This is a genomic window from Pseudoxanthomonas taiwanensis (assembly GCF_010093135.1).
Classification (GTDB): Bacteria; Pseudomonadota; Gammaproteobacteria; order Xanthomonadales; family Xanthomonadaceae; genus Pseudoxanthomonas; species Pseudoxanthomonas taiwanensis.
In genome coordinates this window covers 1-15,395 of record NZ_PDWK01000030.1, presented here as the reverse complement: position 1 = coordinate 15,395, position 15,395 = coordinate 1, and the positions used below count along the sequence as shown (strand labels likewise).

11 protein-coding genes are annotated in these 15,395 nt (G+C 69.3%); 3 read left to right on the top strand and 8 right to left on the bottom strand.

What is annotated here, in order from left to right:
• Window positions 1-32: 32 nt before the first annotated feature.
• The 4 genes from metG to CR938_RS07600 form a co-directional block, all read right to left on the bottom strand.
• Entirely contained in the window at window positions 33-2,141 is a 2,109-nt protein-coding gene (gene metG, locus CR938_RS07615) for a methionine--tRNA ligase (RefSeq protein ID WP_162124432.1), read from the bottom strand.
• Window positions 2,142-2,288: 147 nt separating this feature from the next.
• On the bottom strand, window positions 2,289-2,729 hold the full coding sequence (locus CR938_RS07610) for a DUF2147 domain-containing protein (protein ID WP_162124431.1): 441 nt from the start codon (window positions 2,727-2,729) through the stop codon (window positions 2,289-2,291).
• Window positions 2,730-2,900: 171 nt separating this feature from the next.
• Entirely contained in the window at window positions 2,901-5,741 is a 2,841-nt protein-coding gene (locus CR938_RS07605; protein ID WP_162124430.1) for a TonB-dependent receptor plug domain-containing protein, read from the bottom strand.
• Window positions 5,742-6,458: 717 nt separating this feature from the next.
• On the bottom strand, window positions 6,459-9,395 hold the full coding sequence (locus tag CR938_RS07600; RefSeq protein WP_425502425.1) for a TonB-dependent receptor plug domain-containing protein: 2,937 nt from the start codon (window positions 9,393-9,395) through the stop codon (window positions 6,459-6,461).
• A 203-nt stretch (window positions 9,396-9,598) separates the two neighbouring features.
• Between CR938_RS07600 and apbC the strand changes: the two genes are divergently transcribed.
• The gene (gene apbC / locus CR938_RS07595; RefSeq protein ID WP_246191011.1) at window positions 9,599-10,663 is read left to right on the top strand and encodes an iron-sulfur cluster carrier protein ApbC; all 1,065 of its coding nucleotides are present in this window, start codon (window positions 9,599-9,601) and stop codon (window positions 10,661-10,663) included.
• Window positions 10,664-10,756: 93 nt separating this feature from the next.
• Window positions 10,757-11,329: a dCTP deaminase gene (gene dcd, locus CR938_RS07590; RefSeq protein WP_162124428.1), complete on the top strand. Its 573-nt coding sequence runs from the start codon at window positions 10,757-10,759 to the stop codon at window positions 11,327-11,329.
• 724 nt (window positions 11,330-12,053) lie between these two features.
• Here dcd and CR938_RS14400 read toward each other — a convergent pair.
• Genes CR938_RS14400 through CR938_RS07580 form a run of 3 tightly spaced genes read right to left on the bottom strand, consistent with a single transcriptional unit; the run spans window position 12,054 to window position 13,381 of the window.
• Window positions 12,054-12,218, bottom strand: coding sequence for a LiaI-LiaF-like domain-containing protein (locus CR938_RS14400; protein WP_170296525.1), 165 nt, complete (start codon window positions 12,216-12,218; stop codon window positions 12,054-12,056).
• A 33-nt stretch (window positions 12,219-12,251) separates the two neighbouring features.
• Window positions 12,252-12,662, bottom strand: coding sequence for an HIT family protein (locus CR938_RS07585; RefSeq protein WP_162124427.1), 411 nt, complete (start codon window positions 12,660-12,662; stop codon window positions 12,252-12,254).
• Complete coding sequence (locus CR938_RS07580; RefSeq protein ID WP_162124426.1) at window positions 12,659-13,381, bottom strand: dienelactone hydrolase family protein; 723 nt, start codon at window positions 13,379-13,381, stop codon at window positions 12,659-12,661. The genes CR938_RS07585 and CR938_RS07580 overlap by 4 nt, the downstream gene beginning before the upstream one ends.
• Before the next feature lie 127 nt (window positions 13,382-13,508).
• Here CR938_RS07580 and rimO point away from each other — a divergent pair, with 127 nt between their 5' ends.
• Entirely contained in the window at window positions 13,509-14,867 is a 1,359-nt protein-coding gene (gene rimO / locus CR938_RS07575; protein ID WP_162124425.1) for a 30S ribosomal protein S12 methylthiotransferase RimO, read from the top strand.
• A gap of 15 nt (window positions 14,868-14,882) precedes the next feature.
• On the opposite strand, the gene greB is transcribed toward rimO, so the two are convergent.
• A complete protein-coding gene (greB, locus tag CR938_RS07570; protein WP_162124449.1) occupies window positions 14,883-15,371 on the bottom strand; it encodes a transcription elongation factor GreB in 489 nt (162 codons plus the stop codon).
• Between the last annotated feature and the right edge of the window lie 24 nt (window positions 15,372-15,395).

Here is a 15,395-nt window from a genome sequence, read left to right as displayed (position 1 = left end):
AGCGGCGCGTGGCGCGGCCACGCGCGCGGGGTTCAGCGCACCGGCATGCCGGGCTGGGCGCCCTCGTCGGCGGCCAGCAGGGCCAGCGGGCCGCCGTCGAAACCGGCCGACAGGATCATGCCCTCGCTGATGCCGAAGCGCATCTTGCGCGGGGCCAGGTTGGCGATGAACACCACGTTGCGGCCGACCAGCTTCTCCGGCTCACCGTAGCTGGCGCGGATGCCGGAGAAGATCTGCCTCTGGCCCAGCTCGCCGGCATCCAGCAGGAAGCGCAGCAGCTTGTCCGAGCCTTCCACGAAGCCGCACTCCAGCACCTTGCCGATGCGCAGGTCGAGCCTGGCGAAGTCCTCGATGCCCACGTACTGCGGCGTGCCGCCGGCGGGCGCGGCGTCCTTCTTCGCCTCGGCCTTCTTCCCGGCCTGGGCGGATTCGGGCGTGGCGGCGGCGAGGGTGTCCTTCGAGGCTTCGGTCATGGCGTCGATCAGCTTGGGGTCGATACGGGTGAACAGCGGGGCGTAGGCCGACAGCGTGCGGCCGGCCAGCTCCACGCGGCGGTCCAGGGCCAGGGCGGTGCCCAGCCATGCCTCCGCGCGGGCGATGGTGGCCGGCACGATGGGCTTGAGCACGCCGGCGATGTCGGCGAAGGCCTGCAGCGCGGTGGTCAGCACCAGGTGCAGGTCGGCGCGGCGCGCCGGGTCCTTGGCCAGCGCCCAGGGTGCGGTGCGGGCAATGTACTCGTTGGCCAGGTCGGCGGCGGCCATGGCGTTGCGGGTGACCGCGGCGTAGTTGTCCTGCGCGTACAGCTCCGCCGCGCTGTCCAGCTGGGCGCGCACCTGCGCCAGCAGCTGGCCGGCCTCCTGCGCCCAGCCCGCGCTGGTGCCGTCGTGGGCCCCGGGCGCGGCCAGCGCGTTGCCGAAGTGCACGTCCAGCAGCCTGGCGCAGCGGCTGGCGATGTTGACGAACTTGCCGACCAGGTCGCTGTTCACGCGGGCCACGAAGTCGGCCAGGTTCAGGTCCAGGTCGTCCACGCCACCGGAGGACTTGCAGGCGAAGTAGTAGCGCAGCGCATCCGGGTCCAGGCCCACGTCCAGGTAGGTGCGGGCCATGATGAAGGTGCCGCGCGACTTGGACATCTTCGCCCCGTCCACGGTCAGGTAGCCGTTGACGTGCAGGCGGTCGGGCAGGCGCAGGCCGTTGCCGTGCAGCACCGCCGGCCAGAACAGGCCGTGGAAGTTGACGATGTCCTTGCCGATGAAGTGGTGCAGCTCGGCGTGGTCGCCCGGCTGCAGCAGGCGCTCCATCGCCGCCTCGTCGAAGCCGGCGGCCTGGCCGCTGCGGGCCAGGGCCAGCAGGCTGGAGAAATAGCCGATCGGCGCGTCCAGCCAGACGTAGAAGTACTTGCCCGGATGACCGGGGATCTCGAAGCCGAAGTAGGGCGCGTCGCGGGAGATGTCCCAGTCGCGCAGGCCGCCCTCGCCCTCGATCCACTCGCCCAGCTTGGCCTTCACGCCGGGCACGGCCACCTCGCCGGCCAGCCACTGCCGCAGCACGTCGGTGTACTGGCCCAGGCGGAAGAAGAAGTGTTCGGATGCGCGCAGTTCCGGGGTGGCGCCGGACACTGCCGAGCGCGGGTCGATCAGCTCGGTCGGGGCGTAGGTGGCGCCGCACACCTCGCAGTTGTCGCCGTACTGGTCCGGCGCCTTGCAGCGCGGGCAGGTCCCCTTGACGTAGCGGTCGGGCAGGAACATCTGCTTGACCGGATCGTACAGCTGCTCGATGGAGCGGCGTTCGATGCTGCCGCGCGCCTCCAGCGCGGCGTAGAAGCGCTCAGTCAGCTCGCGGTTCTCGGGCGAGTGGGTCGAGTGGTACCAGTCGAAGTGGATGCCGAAGTCGCGGAAGTCGCGCTCGTGGCCGGCCTTGATCCGCGCGATGAACTCCTCGGGGCTGACCCCGGCCTTCTCGGCCGCCAGCATGATCGGCGTGCCGTGGGTGTCGTCGGCGCAGACGTAGTACACGGTGTCGCCGCACATGCGCCGTGCACGCACCCAGATGTCGGCCTGGATGTAGCCGACCAGGTGGCCCATGTGCAGCGGGCCGTTGGCGTAGGGCAGGGCGTTGGTGACCAGGACGGAGCGGGACATCGTAGGAGCCGGACGCGAAGGGTCGTTCATTATCGCATGTGGCGGCCGCCGGGCCGGCGCGCACGCGGCCGGCCACCGGGGGCAGGGCCCCGGAAAGAAGCGACCCGGCCGGGGCCGGGTCGCGGACGGGACGCGGAGCGGGCCGGCCTACTGCCGCTCCCACACCTGCGACTTGCAGATGAAGGCCACGCAGCCGGACACCTCCAGCTTCCGGCCGCCCTCCACCAGCTCCATCTTGGACTTGTAGACCTTGCCCTCGTCGGGCTTGAGGATGGTGCCGCCGGCGTAACGGCCGCCGCCCTGGGCCTTCATCCCGCGGATGATCTCCATCCCGGTGATGGGCTTGCCCTTGCGGTCGTCGCTGCACTTGTCGCAGACCGGGTTCGGACGGCTCGGGTTGATCAGTTCGACGATGCGGCCGGTGATGGTGCCGTCGGCCGCCTGGGTGATCTCCACGATCGACTTCGGCTTGCCGGTGTCGCCGTCGATGGTCTTCCAGCGGCCGACCACCGGGTCGGCGGCCATGGCCACCGTGGACAGGCACAGCACGGGCAGGGCCAGCAGCCCGGCGATCAGTTTGTTGCGCATGTGTTCCCCTCCGAGGGCTCGATGTGGCCGGCCCGGGGCCGGCCTTCCCCGCTTTATACCGCATCCGTTGCCGTATGGAAGCCGGCGGCCATGCCGGTGGGCAGGCGTGAGGCGGCGGGGGCAAAAAGAGCCCGGCCGAAGCCGGGCTCCAGATTGCAACCTGACGGTCGCTTACTTGGCGCCGAAGGTGTACTTGGCTTCCAGGTACACCGCACGGCCCAGGATGTCGTAGTAGTAGTTGTTCCAGGGCGTGCTGCTGGTGCCCGGATAGTTCTCGGCCTGGTGGTCGGGCATCTTGTTGGTGAGGTTGTTGACCATCAGCGAGAAGGTCAGGTCGTCCGTGGCGCGCCAGTTGACGCTGGCGTTGTAGGTTACGTACGGACCCCACTTGGCACCCTTCTGGCCGCTCGAGTGCTCGTAGCCGTAGCCCTGGGCGTAGGCCAGGTAGTTCGGGGTCGAGCCGATGCGGTTGGCGTACAGGGTCGTGGTCCAGTCACCCAGCGACCACGCGACCGAGGCGTCGGTGCGGGTCTTGGAGTAGGAGTCGTAGTACCACATGTAGTACGGGTCGCGCATCAGGTCGACCGCCTCGGACTCCGGCGTGGACCACAGCTTGTGGCTGATCTTGTTGGTGTAGTTGCCGGAGAAGGCCAGGCTGCCGAAGCGGCCGATGTCCAGCATGTAGTTCATGCTGGCGGTCACCACCTCCAGCTCCTGCTTGGCGATGTTGACCTTCGGCGTGTACAGCGACACCAGCTCGCCGTTGGCGTCACGACGCACCCAGGTCAGGATGTCGTCGCAGGCGGCGATCGGCGAACCGGCGGCACCGGTGCGGCAGTAGTACTCGCCGCGCATCAGGTCGTCGGCACCGATGGAATCGACCTCGTTCTCGATCTTCCAGCTGTAGTAGTCGACCGCGAACGACAGCTTGGCGGTGGGCGACCACACCACGCCGGCGTTCCACACGTCGGCCTCGATCGGCTGCAGGTCCGGGTTGCCGGAGGACTGGCCGAAGTACTGCTCGTTGTCCCAGTTGCAGTCGTCGGTGTCGCCCGGCAGGTAGCCGTCCAGGCTGCAGCGGTAGTAGTCGGTCACGCTGCTGTAGTAGCCGCTGATGCCCTGGAAGGCGTCGGCCAGCGACGGGGCGCGGAACGCGGTGCCGACCTTGCCGCGCAGCAGTAGGCTCTCGACCGGGCGGTACTCGACGCCCAGGCTCCAGGTGGGCTTGTCCACGGTCTCGCCGGCGATGTCGAACGCATCATAGCGGGCCGAAGCCGACACGGTCAGGGTGTTGAACAGCGGCAGGCGCAGCTCGGAGGTGACGGCGTAGCGGCTGCGGTGGCCGGCGCCGCTGACCGCGGTCTGGCCCCAGATCTCGGACACCAGGGTGTCCGGGTCCTCGATCATGCGCGAGTCGGGGCTGTAGTCCCAGCCCTCGTTGCCGACCTCGGCCACCACCGCGAAGCCGGCGTCGCCGCCCGGCAGCGAGAACAGCGAGCTGTTGGTCAGCTGGATGTGGGCCAGGTTGTCCCAGGTGCGCGACTTGTTGTCCACGAAGCCGGAGAAGCTCCAGAACTCTTCCGGGGTCAGCGGGCTGTAGAACGCGGCATAGTCCGGGGTGAACACCGGGTAGGCGCCGTAGAACGGATCCCAACCCTGCTGCGGGCCGAGGACCTTGTCGATGAAGAAGTTGTCGACCGGGTCGCGGAAGCGGACCCAGCTGTTCTCGGTCAGGCGGTACTCGGCACGGGACACATAGGCGTTGTAGTCCCACTCGCCGATCTGGCCGTTGGCACCGAAGGTCACCGTCAGCGCCTTGTTGGTGTCCGTGTTCATGATGTCACGGTAGCCCTTGCCGCCGATGTCCTCGGGGGCGAAGGCGCGCTGCAGGTTCAGCAGGGTGTCCGGGTAGCGCGGATCGTAGTAGGCGCCGAAGGTGGAGGAAGTGCCCCACCAGGTGTAGCTGGAACCGGTGGCGTACTCGACCTTTTCGTACAGGCCCATCACCTCGGCGTACAGCTGGGTGGTGTCGCTCAGGTCGAAGGTGGTGTACGAGTAGAGCTGCGCGGACTCCTTGCCGTTGCGGATGGTGCGGTAGCCCGGGCTGATGAACGAGCCGCAGTAGGTGCCGAAGCCGGCACGGGTGAACTGCTGGGTCGTGCCCTTGAAGTTGCCGGTGGTGTTGGCGCAGTTGTTCGGGTCCGGGAACACGTAGGTGCTGTCGAGCGCGTCGATCACCACGAAGTCGCGGCTCGGCACGGCGGTGCTGTAGCCGTCGAAGTTGTAGGTGCTCGACAGCTTGCGCTGGTAGCCCCAGATCGGCGCGCGGTCGTCCAGCTGGATGCCCAGTAGCGAGTTCAGGCGGCCGTCCATGCCGGAGTAGCTGTCGGCGAAGGTGAAGCGCAGGCTGTTGCCGCCGCCTTCGCTGAAGAAACCGCCGCGCACCGAGAACTCGCCCTGATCCACGCCCTTCTTCAGGATCACGTTGACCACGCCGGCGATGGCGTCGGAGCCGTACAGGGACGACTGGCCGCCGGGCAGGATCTCGATGCGCTCGATCAGCGCGACCGGGATGCCGCTGATGTTGTTGAACACGTCCGAGCCGTTGTACAGGGCCGGATAGTTGGCCATCGGGCGGCCGTTGATCAGGTACTTGGTGTAGCCCGGATCCAGGCCGAACATGCTGGCCGCTTCGGCGCCCTGGGTGAACGAGGCGCTGGTCTGGCCGCCCTGGATGCCACCGGTGGCGAAGCTGGCCTGCTGCAGGACATCAGCCACGCTCTGGAAGCCGCGCATCTGGATGTCTTCGGCCGAAATGACCATCACCGGGGTGGCGGTCTCGATTTCGGTCTGCGGGATCAGCGAGCCGGTGACCACGACCGCACCGAGGTCCCTCACCCGGGACGAGTCCTCCTCCTGGGCGAAGGCCGTCACGGATGCGGGAATGAGAAGAGCACTGAGCACGGCACGGCTCAGCAGGCTCGGCTTGAAGCAGGAAGTGTAGGACGTCATGAACAAAGTTCCAGAAGTGTGGGCGATCACCACCCTTCCTGCCGTCGCCGGCAGGAAACCGGGCAATGAGCAAGCGCAGACCGCGAAACGGCCAACAGCTGCAAGCCGAAGTTAACACGCGGTTAATGGTGATGTGCGGGATGCAGGGTGTTGTCCATGCCACTTGCGGCAAGTGGTGGATGCTGGTAGCGCTTGCGCGGCGCGCGGTCGAGGATGGCCGCAAATGCGGCTTGGGGCAGGCACCGCCAGGCGGATTCGCGCACGCTCGCGGAGGCGAGCTCCGGGAGCGGCGGTTGCCCGGGGTACGATGCATGCTCCATACGAGGCGTGCGATTTGGGAATGGAGGCCGGGGTGGCCCATGCGCGCGCGTTCCGCGTGCAGGGTGCTGCCGCGGACGCGGCCCGTTGCGGGCACCGGCCGAAAAAGGAGCCCGGCTGACGCAGGCTCCGGATTGCAACCTGACGGTTGTCGTTGTTCCAGGGCGTGCCGCTGGTGGCCGGACAGTTCACGGTTGCATGCGGATACCCGCTCGATGAACGCCTCGCAACCCCCAGGGTTGGCCGTAGGCGCTCCGTGCCCGGGGGGGGCGAGCCTCCGGCGGCCGTGCCGGCGGCGACGGGGCAGGGGCGCCAATGCCGGCGTGCCGTGATGGCCCTGCCGGGACGGGCGCAAAAAAGGAAGCCCGGCTTGCGCCGGGCTTCCCGAGGGCAGGTCCGTCAGAAGCGGTAGGTCGCGCCCATGTACATGTAGCGACCGATCGCGTCGTAGTAGGACGAGCCGAGGTCCGAGCCGAAGTAGTTCAGCGGCGGATCCTTGTCGAACACGTTGTCCATGCCGATGTACACCTCCAGACCGCTGTCACGCGGGAAGGTGTAGCTGACCTGGAAGTTGTGGTACGTGTACGAACCGTTCCAGATCGGCGAGATCGAACCCGGGTTCGAGCTGTAGCTGCCCGGCGTGACGCGCAGGTTGTGGTGCACGTACTGCATGCTCCACGACGCACGCCAGTTGCCCTTCGAGTAGCGGGCGTCCAGGTTGGCACGCCAGCGCGGGTCGGTCACGTAGGTGACGTACTCGTTGAACTCGTCCGGGAACGCCTGGAACGGCCACTCACGCGACTGCAGCAGGCGGCTGCCCACCAGGCGCAGCGAGCTGTTGCCGCCCAGCAGCGGGAAGCGGTAGTCCACCTCCAGGTCCACGCCGACGCGACGCGACTTGGCCAGATTCTCGTTCAGCGCCACCCAGCGGGTGATGCTGTGCTCCGGGAACTGGCGGCCGGCCGGGTCGACATAGCCGCCCACGGGCGCGCGGGTGATGAAGCGGCAGAACTCGTTGTCGATGCCGCCGGGCGAGTCGACGCAGCGGGTCGCCAGGGTCTGGGCGTTGACCGCGCCGATGGCGTCCTTCAGCGTGATGTTCCAGTAGTCCACCGTCACGCCGAGGCCGTCGATGAAGCCCGGCTGCCACACCAGGCCCAGGGTCCAGCTGTCGGCCGCCTCCTCGGACAGGTCCGGGTTGCCGCCGCTCACACCGGGACGGGTGGCGGTGTAGGTGTCCACCCAGCCCACCGGGATGCCCAGCGCCGAGCAGTTGTTGCGGCGCAGCTCCGGATCCTTCGCCGTGTCAGGACGGTTCGGGTTGGTGCTCAGGTAGTTGCACGGGTCGTTGATCGACGAGAAGTTCTCCGACTGCGGGTTGAACAGCTCGCCGATGCTCGGCGCACGGACCGCGCGGGCCAGGGTGCCACGGAAACGCAGCGAGTCCAGGATCTCCCAGTTCACGCCGATGTTCCACGTGGTGGTGGTGCCGATCGTGCTGTAGTCCGAGTAACGGCCGGCCAGGTCCACCGACAGCATGTTGATGCCCGGCAGGCCGGACAGCAGCGGGACGGTGGTCTCGGCGTACACCTCGGTCACGTCGTACTGGCCGCCGCGGCTCGGGATGGCGTTCAGGAAGGTCAGGCCCAGGGCCGCCAGCGGGTCGGTGTTCTCCTGGCTCTTCTCCTTGCGGTGCTCGATGCCCGCGGCGAAGCCCACGTCACCGGCCGGCAGCGAGAACACCGAGCTGTTGGCGATGTTCGCCTCCAGCACCGTCTGCTCCAGCTTGGACGTGTTGAGCGAGTTGACGTTGAACCACTTGGCCGCCTCCGCGGTCACCGCGCCGTGGCCGAACACGCTGAACGGCACGCAGCCGTTGCGCGCCATGGACGAGTACGGCGCCCTGGTATGCGGGTTGATCGCGTTCGGGTCCACGTCCACGCGGCAGACGATCTTGCCGGTGTCCGGGTCCACGACCGCGTCGAGGCCGGCGTGCCAGCGCTCGTTGATGCGGTTGTTGAGGTTCAGGCGGGAGATGGTGGTCTGGCCGAAGTTGGCCGACACCTCGTAGTTCCAGTCGCCCAGGTAGCCCTCGAGGCCGAACACGGCGCGCGAGGTCTGGCGCTCGATGTCTTCGCCGCGGCGGCCGGCGTCGACGTTGAAGCGGTAGACCAGCAGCTGCGACAGGTTGGCCTGGTCCATCAGCGCGCCCAGCTCCGGCGAGATGTAGGCGTTGTCGCGACGGATGCGGATCGGCTGGTCGAACGCCGGCTGGCTGTAGAACAGCGACTCGGTCTTGGAGTACTTGCCTTCGAAGAACAGCCGGTGGTTGTCGTTCAGATCGAAGTTGAACATGAAGTTCGTGCTGAACCGATCGAACGCCGGCTGCAGGTCGGCGACCGCATTCAGGTCGGCGAAGTCGCAGTCCACGCAGCTGGAGGCACTGACGACGGTGCCGTCGTAGCGGTTCGGACGGAAGGTGCCGTCCGGGTTGAACACGTACCGGTTGCCCCAGGTGGCCGGGTTGGCCGGGTTGAACGTGCCGATGGTGAAGGTGCCGCCGTAGGAGATCGAGTGGTTGCCACCCGGGCCGCTGTAGACGTTCTGCGGGTTGGTCTGGCTCGGCGGTTTGGTCGGGTCGTAGCTCGGGTTGGGCACGCTCACCAGGAACTGGCGGCCGATCTTGCGGTCACCGCGGCCGAAACGGTCCTGGGTGCTGTACTCCATCGAGATCGCGGCGTTGCCGCGGCCGTCGGCGAAGCTGTTGCCGGCCGAGAAGCTGACGAAGCTGCGGTCGAAGCTGCCTTCGGCGGCCTTGCCGGTCTGGCCGCGGGCTTCGAAGCCCTCGAAGGAGTCCTTCATAATGAAGTTCACGACGCCCGCGACCGCGTCGGCGCCGTAGACGGCGGACACGCCGCCGGTCATCACCTCGACGCGCTCGATCCACTCGACCGGGATCGTGTTCACGTCCACGGCCACCGAGCCCGGGCTGGCACCCACGTGGCGGCGGCCGTTCACCAGCACCAGGGTGCGGGAGGTGCCCATGCCGCGCAGGTCCATCAGGCCCAGGCCGGCGGTGCCGATGAAGCGGGTGGAGTTGCCGAGGGTGTAGTTCGGCGCCAGCTGCGGCAGCTTGGTCATCAGGTCGCCGATGGTCAGCGCGCCGGTGGAGCGGATCTCCTCGGCGGTGATGGACGCGACCGGGGCCGGGGTCACGAAGCCCACGCGGGCGATGCGCGAACCGGTGACGGTGACGCGGTCGAGGTCGGTGGTGCTGCCTTGGCTGCCGCCGTCCTGGGCCATGGCCGCGAACGGCAGGGCCAGGGCCGACAGCATGGCGGCTGTCAGGCGGTTGCGCCGGAGTGTCTGGAAGGTGTTGTTCATTATTTCAGGTTCTCTCCCCTAGGGTGACGTGCTTCCTGCGTGGGTCCAGGCCTCCTTGCCTTCACATGAATGAAAGCAAGATGAGCGCTTAACGCACGCTTAATTTATTACATCTGCGTCTATTCACTATCCCGTTTTTGTTAAGAGGTCAACCCATGCAAGCTTCCGTATCGCCCCTCCTTGAGACCGTGGTGGACCCCTGGGCGGGGGAGGCACTGGGCAACGCGGTGCGCTGGGAGACGCGCGCCGCCGGGCGAGGCGTTGCTGTGGCCGGGACCGTCGGCTTCCCGTTCGCCCCGGCCTGGGGAGCGCAACTGCGCGACGCGGTCGCCGCCGCCCTGGCGGGCGCCGGGCAGACGCTGGAGTCATTCGAGCTGAATACGCGGGTGGCGGCGCACCAGGTGCAACCGGGGCTGGCCCCGCTGCCCGGGGTCCGCAACGTGGTGGCCGTGGCCTCGGGCAAGGGCGGGGTGGGCAAGTCCACCACCGCGGTCAATCTGGCCCTGGCCCTGCAACGGATGGGGGCGCGGGTGGGCGTGCTGGACGCGGACATCTACGGTCCCAGCGTCCCGGCCATGCTGGGCCTGTCCGGCCGTCCCGAGAGCCCGGACAACAAGAGCATCGAGCCGATGCGCGCCTTCGGCGTGGAGGCCATGTCCATCGGACTGCTGGTGGACACCGACACCCCGATGATCTGGCGCGGGCCGATGGCCACTTCGGCGCTGATGCAGCTGCTGGGCGACACCCGCTGGGGCGAGCTGGACTACCTGGTCGTGGACCTGCCGCCGGGCACCGGCGACATCCAGCTGACCCTGGCGCAGAAGATCCCGGTAGCCGGCGCGGTGATCGTCACTACGCCGCAGGAGATCGCCACGCTGGACGCGCGCAAGGCGCTGAGGATGTTCGAGAAGGTGCAGGTGCCGGTGCTGGGCATCGTCGAGAACATGGCCATGCACGTGTGCAGCCGCTGCGGGCACGTGGAGCACCTGTTCGGCCAGGGCGGCGGCCAGGCGATGGCCGCGGCCTACGGCGTGCCGCTGCTGGGCTCGCTGCCGCTGGATCTGCGCATCCGCGAGCAGGGCGACGCCGGCACGCCGGTGGTGGTGGCCGCGCCGGATTCGGAGCCGGCACAGGCCTACCTGCGCGCCGCGCAGGCCATGGCCGCGCGCCTGGCCGCGCGGCCGCGTGCCTCGATCCCGCTGGCCACGCGCACGCTCTGAACGCACGGGCGCCAGGGAGGGCGCTTCCCGGCGACGGGGACGGGTCGGCTAGAATCGGGCGGTCACGGGCCGACGTGCCCCGGGGAACACCGCATGAGCATCAAGAGCGACCGCTGGATCCGGCGCATGGCCGAGCAGCACGGCATGATCGACCCGTTCGAACCGGGGCAGGTCAAGGAGGTCGAAGGCCGCCGCATCGTCAGCTACGGCACCTCCAGCTACGGCTACGACGTGCGCTGCGCCGGCGAGTTCAAGGTGTTCACCAACATCAACTCCACCATCGTCGACCCGAAGAACTTCGACCCGAAGAGCTTCGTGGACGTGGTGGGCGACGAATGCATCATTCCGCCCAACAGCTTCGCCCTGGCGCGCACGGTGGAGTACTTCCGCATCCCGCGCGACGTGCTGGTGGTGTGCCTGGGCAAGAGCACCTACGCCCGCTGCGGCATCATCGTCAACGTGACCCCGCTGGAGCCGGAGTGGGAGGGGCACGTGACCCTGGAGTTTTCCAACACCACGCCGCTGCCGGCGCGCATCTATGCCAACGAGGGCGTGGCACAGATGCTGTTCCTGCAGTCCGACCCGGACGACGTGTGCCAGACCTCGTACCGGGACCGCGGCGGCAAGTACCAGGGCCAGACCGGCGTCACCCTGCCGCGTACCTGAGCCGCGCTCCGGCGGCCGGCGCCGCATTGCCACCGATCTCCATCCGCCACGCCCGGGGCCTGCACGGACGGGGGCGCACGTGCGCCGCCAGGCCCGGGCCGGGCCGCCGCACCGCAGGGGACCTGCCTCCACGCTGGCGAAATTTTCGCCAACCCTCTTGACCTGCCCGCCGCGCAAGGCGTCCGCGCGGTTATCCACATCTTTGTCCGCCAACCATCCACACCGGATGTGGAAAACCTTCACGCACAACCGGTTGCGCCGCGGTGCGCACCCGGGGGCAGGGCTGGCCGCTGAATACGCAGCGGTGGGATGCCGGGCGCCGTTGGAGCGGCAGGCGTCCGTATGGGGTCCGGAGGGAGGGGGGCACCGGCGGGTACCTGACCACCCGGCGGACGCACGCGGCGGTTGCGCGTGCGGTCGCATCGCGCGCCCTCCGGCGCGCCGGCCGCGCATCCGGCAGGTGCTTCCGCTTGGCACCGGCGGGCGTGGCGAAAATTTCGCCAACCCACTTGACGTGCCCGCCGTGCAAGGCGTGCGCGCGGNTATCCACATCTTTGTCCGGCAACGATCCACACCGGATGTGGAAAACCTTCACGCGCCCGGGTGTGGCCGCCGTTGGCGGCTCCGCGGGCGCGCCAGGCACGGCCGCGGACCGCGGGCAGGCGGGCGCGACCGGTACGGTGCCGGTCCGCGGTTCCGGCGGCGGGGCGGCGCCGGCCCGGGATCACTTGCGCTTGAGCAGCATGCCGATGCCGACCGCCACCAGGCCCACCGGCCACCAGGTGGCCAGCAGCGCCCCCAGTCCGGTGTCGATCCAGCCGAGGTTGCGGGCCAGGAAGAACAGGCCCACCACGATCAGGACAAGGGCGGCGAAGGCGTTGGAACCCATGGGTGCGAACCGGCTGCGGAGAACAAAGAGCGCCTATGCTAGCCGGCCGCGCCAGCGTTTGGCAGCCGCGTCCAGCGCCTCGGGCGCGTGCCGCACCGGGCTGCCGCTGCCCCAGACCGGCCCCGGCCAGGCGGCGTCCCCGGCGCGGCGGCCGACCACGTGCACGTGCAGCTGGCGCACGATGTTGCCCAGCGCTCCGATGTTGATCTTCTCCACGCCCGGCTCGGCGCGCAGGGCCTGGGACAGGCGGTTGAGCTCGGCCAGCAGCAGGCGCTGCTGCGCCCCGTCCAGGTCGATCCACTCGACCGCACCGGGCACGCGCGGCACCAGCAGCAGCCAGGGGAAACGGGTGTCGTCCATCAGCCGCACCTGCGACAGCGGGCCGTCGGCCACGAACACGCTGTCGGCCGCAAGGCGCGGGTCCAGCCCGAAGCCGGCGCTCATGCGGCCGCTCCCAGCCGCGCGGCCAGGAACTCCAGGCTGCGCTCGCGCGCCAGGCGTGCGCTGGGCTCGTGGTACGCGCGCGGGTCCACGTCGCGGTTGAAGGCGTGGCCGGCCGGGTACACGAACAGCGGCATCTGTGGCAGGCGCTGGCGGTGGGCGGCGACCGCCTCCGCCGGGATCGAGGGGTCCTGCTCGCCGAAGTGGAACATCACCATCGCCTTCGGCTCGGCCACCAGGCGCGGGTCCTCGCGCTCGCACTCGTCCAGCAGCGCCAGGTTGCGCGCGCCGTAGTAGCTGACCGAGGGCAGGCCCAGGCGCAGCGCGGCCAGCAGGGCCATGCTGCCGCCCCAGCAGTAGCCGACCGTGCCCACCGCGGTCGGGGCCTGGCGCGCGGCCAGGTCCGCGCGCAGGCGTTCGGCGGCGGCCTGGAGGATGGCCAGGGCGCGCGCCGTGCCCAGCTCCTGGACCAGGGCGCGGCCGCGGGCAAAGCCGTCCTCGCCGTAGCCCAGCTCCACGCCGCGCTCCACCGGGTCGAAGAAGGCCGGGGCCAGCACCACGTAGCCTTCGGCCGCGTAGCCGTCGGCCACGGCGCGGATGTGCGGGTTGACGCCGAAGATCTCCTGGATGACCACCAGCCCGCCGCGTGGCGTGCCGGGCGGATCGGCCTGCCAGGCGGCGACGCTGCCGGCGGGGGTCTCGAGCTCGGTCCACTGGCCCATGCGCATCCTCCTGAAGACGGGAGTGCGGATTATGGGGCAGGGCGCGTGGAGCGGCGGGCCACCCGGGCGCGGGGGCTATAATCGCGCGCCCGGCCGCGCGCCGCCGTCCCTGTTCCAGGCCTGCCCCATGTCCCGCAACCCCAAGGTCGGCTTCGTCAGCCTCGGCTGTCCGAAGGCTTTGGTCGACTCCGAACGCATCCTCACCCAGCTGCGGGTGGAGGGCTACGACATCGTCCCGACCTACGATGACGCCGACGTGGTGGTGGTCAACACCTGCGGCTTCATCGACGCGGCCGTGGCCGAGTCGCTGGACGCCATCGGCGAGGCGATGAACGAGAACGGCAAGGTCATCGTCACCGGCTGCCTGGGCAAGCGCAGCGCGCTGATCCGCGAGCAGTACCCGGGCGTGCTGGCCATCTCCGGCCCGCAGGACTACGCCAGCGTGATGGAGGCGGTACACCGGGCCCTGCCGCCGAAGCACGACCCGTTCGTGGACCTGGTGCCGGACTACGGCATCAAGCTCACCCCGCGCCACTACGCCTACCTGAAGATCTCCGAGGGCTGCAACCACCGCTGCAGCTTCTGCATCATCCCTTCGCTGCGCGGCGACCTGGTGTCGCGTCCGGTGGACGAGGTGTTGCGCGAGGCCGAGCGTCTGGTCAAGGGCGGCGTGCGCGAGCTGCTGGTGGTCTCCCAGGACACCTCGGCCTACGGCGTGGACCTGAAGTACGCGCCAGGGACCTGGCGCGGCCGCGAGTACGCCACCCGCATGAAGGCGCTGTGCGAGGGGCTGTCCGAGCTGGGCGCCTGGGTGCGCCTGCACTACGTCTACCCGTACCCGCACGTGGACGAGGTCATCCCGCTGATGGCCGAAGGGAAGATCCTTCCCTACCTGGACATCCCGTTCCAGCATGCCAGCCCGCGCATCCTGAGGCTGATGAAGCGGCCCGGCGCGGTCGACAGGACCCTGGAGCGGATCCGGCGTTGGCGGGAGATCTGCCCGGAGCTGGCCATCCGCAGCACCTTCATCGTCGGCTTCCCCGGCGAGACCGAACGGGAGTTCGAGGCGCTGCTGGACTTCCTCGACGAGGCCCAGCTGGACCGGGTGGGCGCCTTCGCCTATTCGCCGGTGGAGGGTGCGGCGGCCAACGACCTGCCGGGCGCGGTGCCCGAGGAGGTCAAGCAGGAGCGCCTGGCCCGCTTCATGGAGCGGCAGACCGCGATCTCGGCCGCGCGCCTGGAGGCCAAGGTCGGCACCGTGCAGCGCTGCCTGGTGGACGTCGTGGACGGCGAGCTGGCCATCGCCCGCTCCATGGCCGACGCGCCGGAAATCGACGGCACCGTGCAGATCCAGGACGGCCGCGAGGCCGGCCTGCAGCCGGGCGAGTTCGTGGACGTGCGCATCATGGGCAGCGACGAGCACGACCTGTACGGCGAGGTCGAGTACGCCGGTGCGCCGCTGGAGCTGCCGGTCGTCCCCGGCTGAGCGCTGCCGGGCGGCTCAGTCGTAGCGCACGTCCACGATCAGGAAGCGGGCCCTGCCGCCGGGCAGCTCGGCCTCGACCTCGTCGTCGATGCGCTTCTTCAGCAGGGCGCGCGCCAGCGGCGAATCGATGCTGATCCAGCCGTTGCCGGCGTCGGTCTCGTCCGGGCCGACGATGCGGTAGCGGCTGGTGGCGCCGTCGTCCAGGCGCTCCAGCTCCACCCAGGCGCCGAAGAACACCGCCTCGCGGTCGGACGGCGGCTCGTCGACGATGCGCAGGTCCGGCACCCGCTTGCTCAGGTAGCGCACGCGCCGGTCGATCTCGGCCAGCTGCTTCTTGCGGTAGGTGTACTCGGCGTTCTCCGAGCGGTCGCCCTCGGCCGCGGCCGCGGCCAGCGCCTTGACCACTTCCGGGCGCCGGACCCGCCACAGCTCGTCCAGCTCGGCCTTCAGGCGTTCGTGGCCGGCAGGACCGGCAAGAAGTACGGCGGCCCGATCGGCAACCAGATCCTGCGCGGCATCCCGGGGGGG

What these genes read in the sequence shown, in the direction of transcription:
- metG (WP_162124432.1), bottom strand. Translation starts at nt 2,141, where the DNA reads ATGTCCCGCTCCGTCCTGGTCACCAACGCCCTGCCCTACGCCAACGGC.
- CR938_RS07610 (WP_162124431.1), bottom strand. Translation starts at nt 2,729, where the DNA reads ATGCGCAACAAACTGATCGCCGGGCTGCTGGCCCTGCCCGTGCTGTGC.
- CR938_RS07605 (WP_162124430.1), bottom strand. Translation starts at nt 5,741, where the DNA reads ATGACGTCCTACACTTCCTGCTTCAAGCCGAGCCTGCTGAGCCGTGCC.
- CR938_RS07600 (WP_425502425.1), bottom strand. Translation starts at nt 9,395, where the DNA reads ATGCTGTCGGCCCTGGCCCTGCCGTTCGCGGCCATGGCCCAGGACGGC.
- apbC (WP_246191011.1), top strand. Translation starts at nt 9,599, where the DNA reads ATGCAAGCTTCCGTATCGCCCCTCCTTGAGACCGTGGTGGACCCCTGG.
- dcd (WP_162124428.1), top strand. Translation starts at nt 10,757, where the DNA reads ATGAGCATCAAGAGCGACCGCTGGATCCGGCGCATGGCCGAGCAGCAC.
- CR938_RS14400 (WP_170296525.1), bottom strand. Translation starts at nt 12,218, where the DNA reads ATGGGTTCCAACGCCTTCGCCGCCCTTGTCCTGATCGTGGTGGGCCTG.
- CR938_RS07585 (WP_162124427.1), bottom strand. Translation starts at nt 12,662, where the DNA reads ATGAGCGCCGGCTTCGGGCTGGACCCGCGCCTTGCGGCCGACAGCGTG.
- CR938_RS07580 (WP_162124426.1), bottom strand. Translation starts at nt 13,381, where the DNA reads ATGGGCCAGTGGACCGAGCTCGAGACCCCCGCCGGCAGCGTCGCCGCC.
- rimO (WP_162124425.1), top strand. Translation starts at nt 13,509, where the DNA reads ATGTCCCGCAACCCCAAGGTCGGCTTCGTCAGCCTCGGCTGTCCGAAG.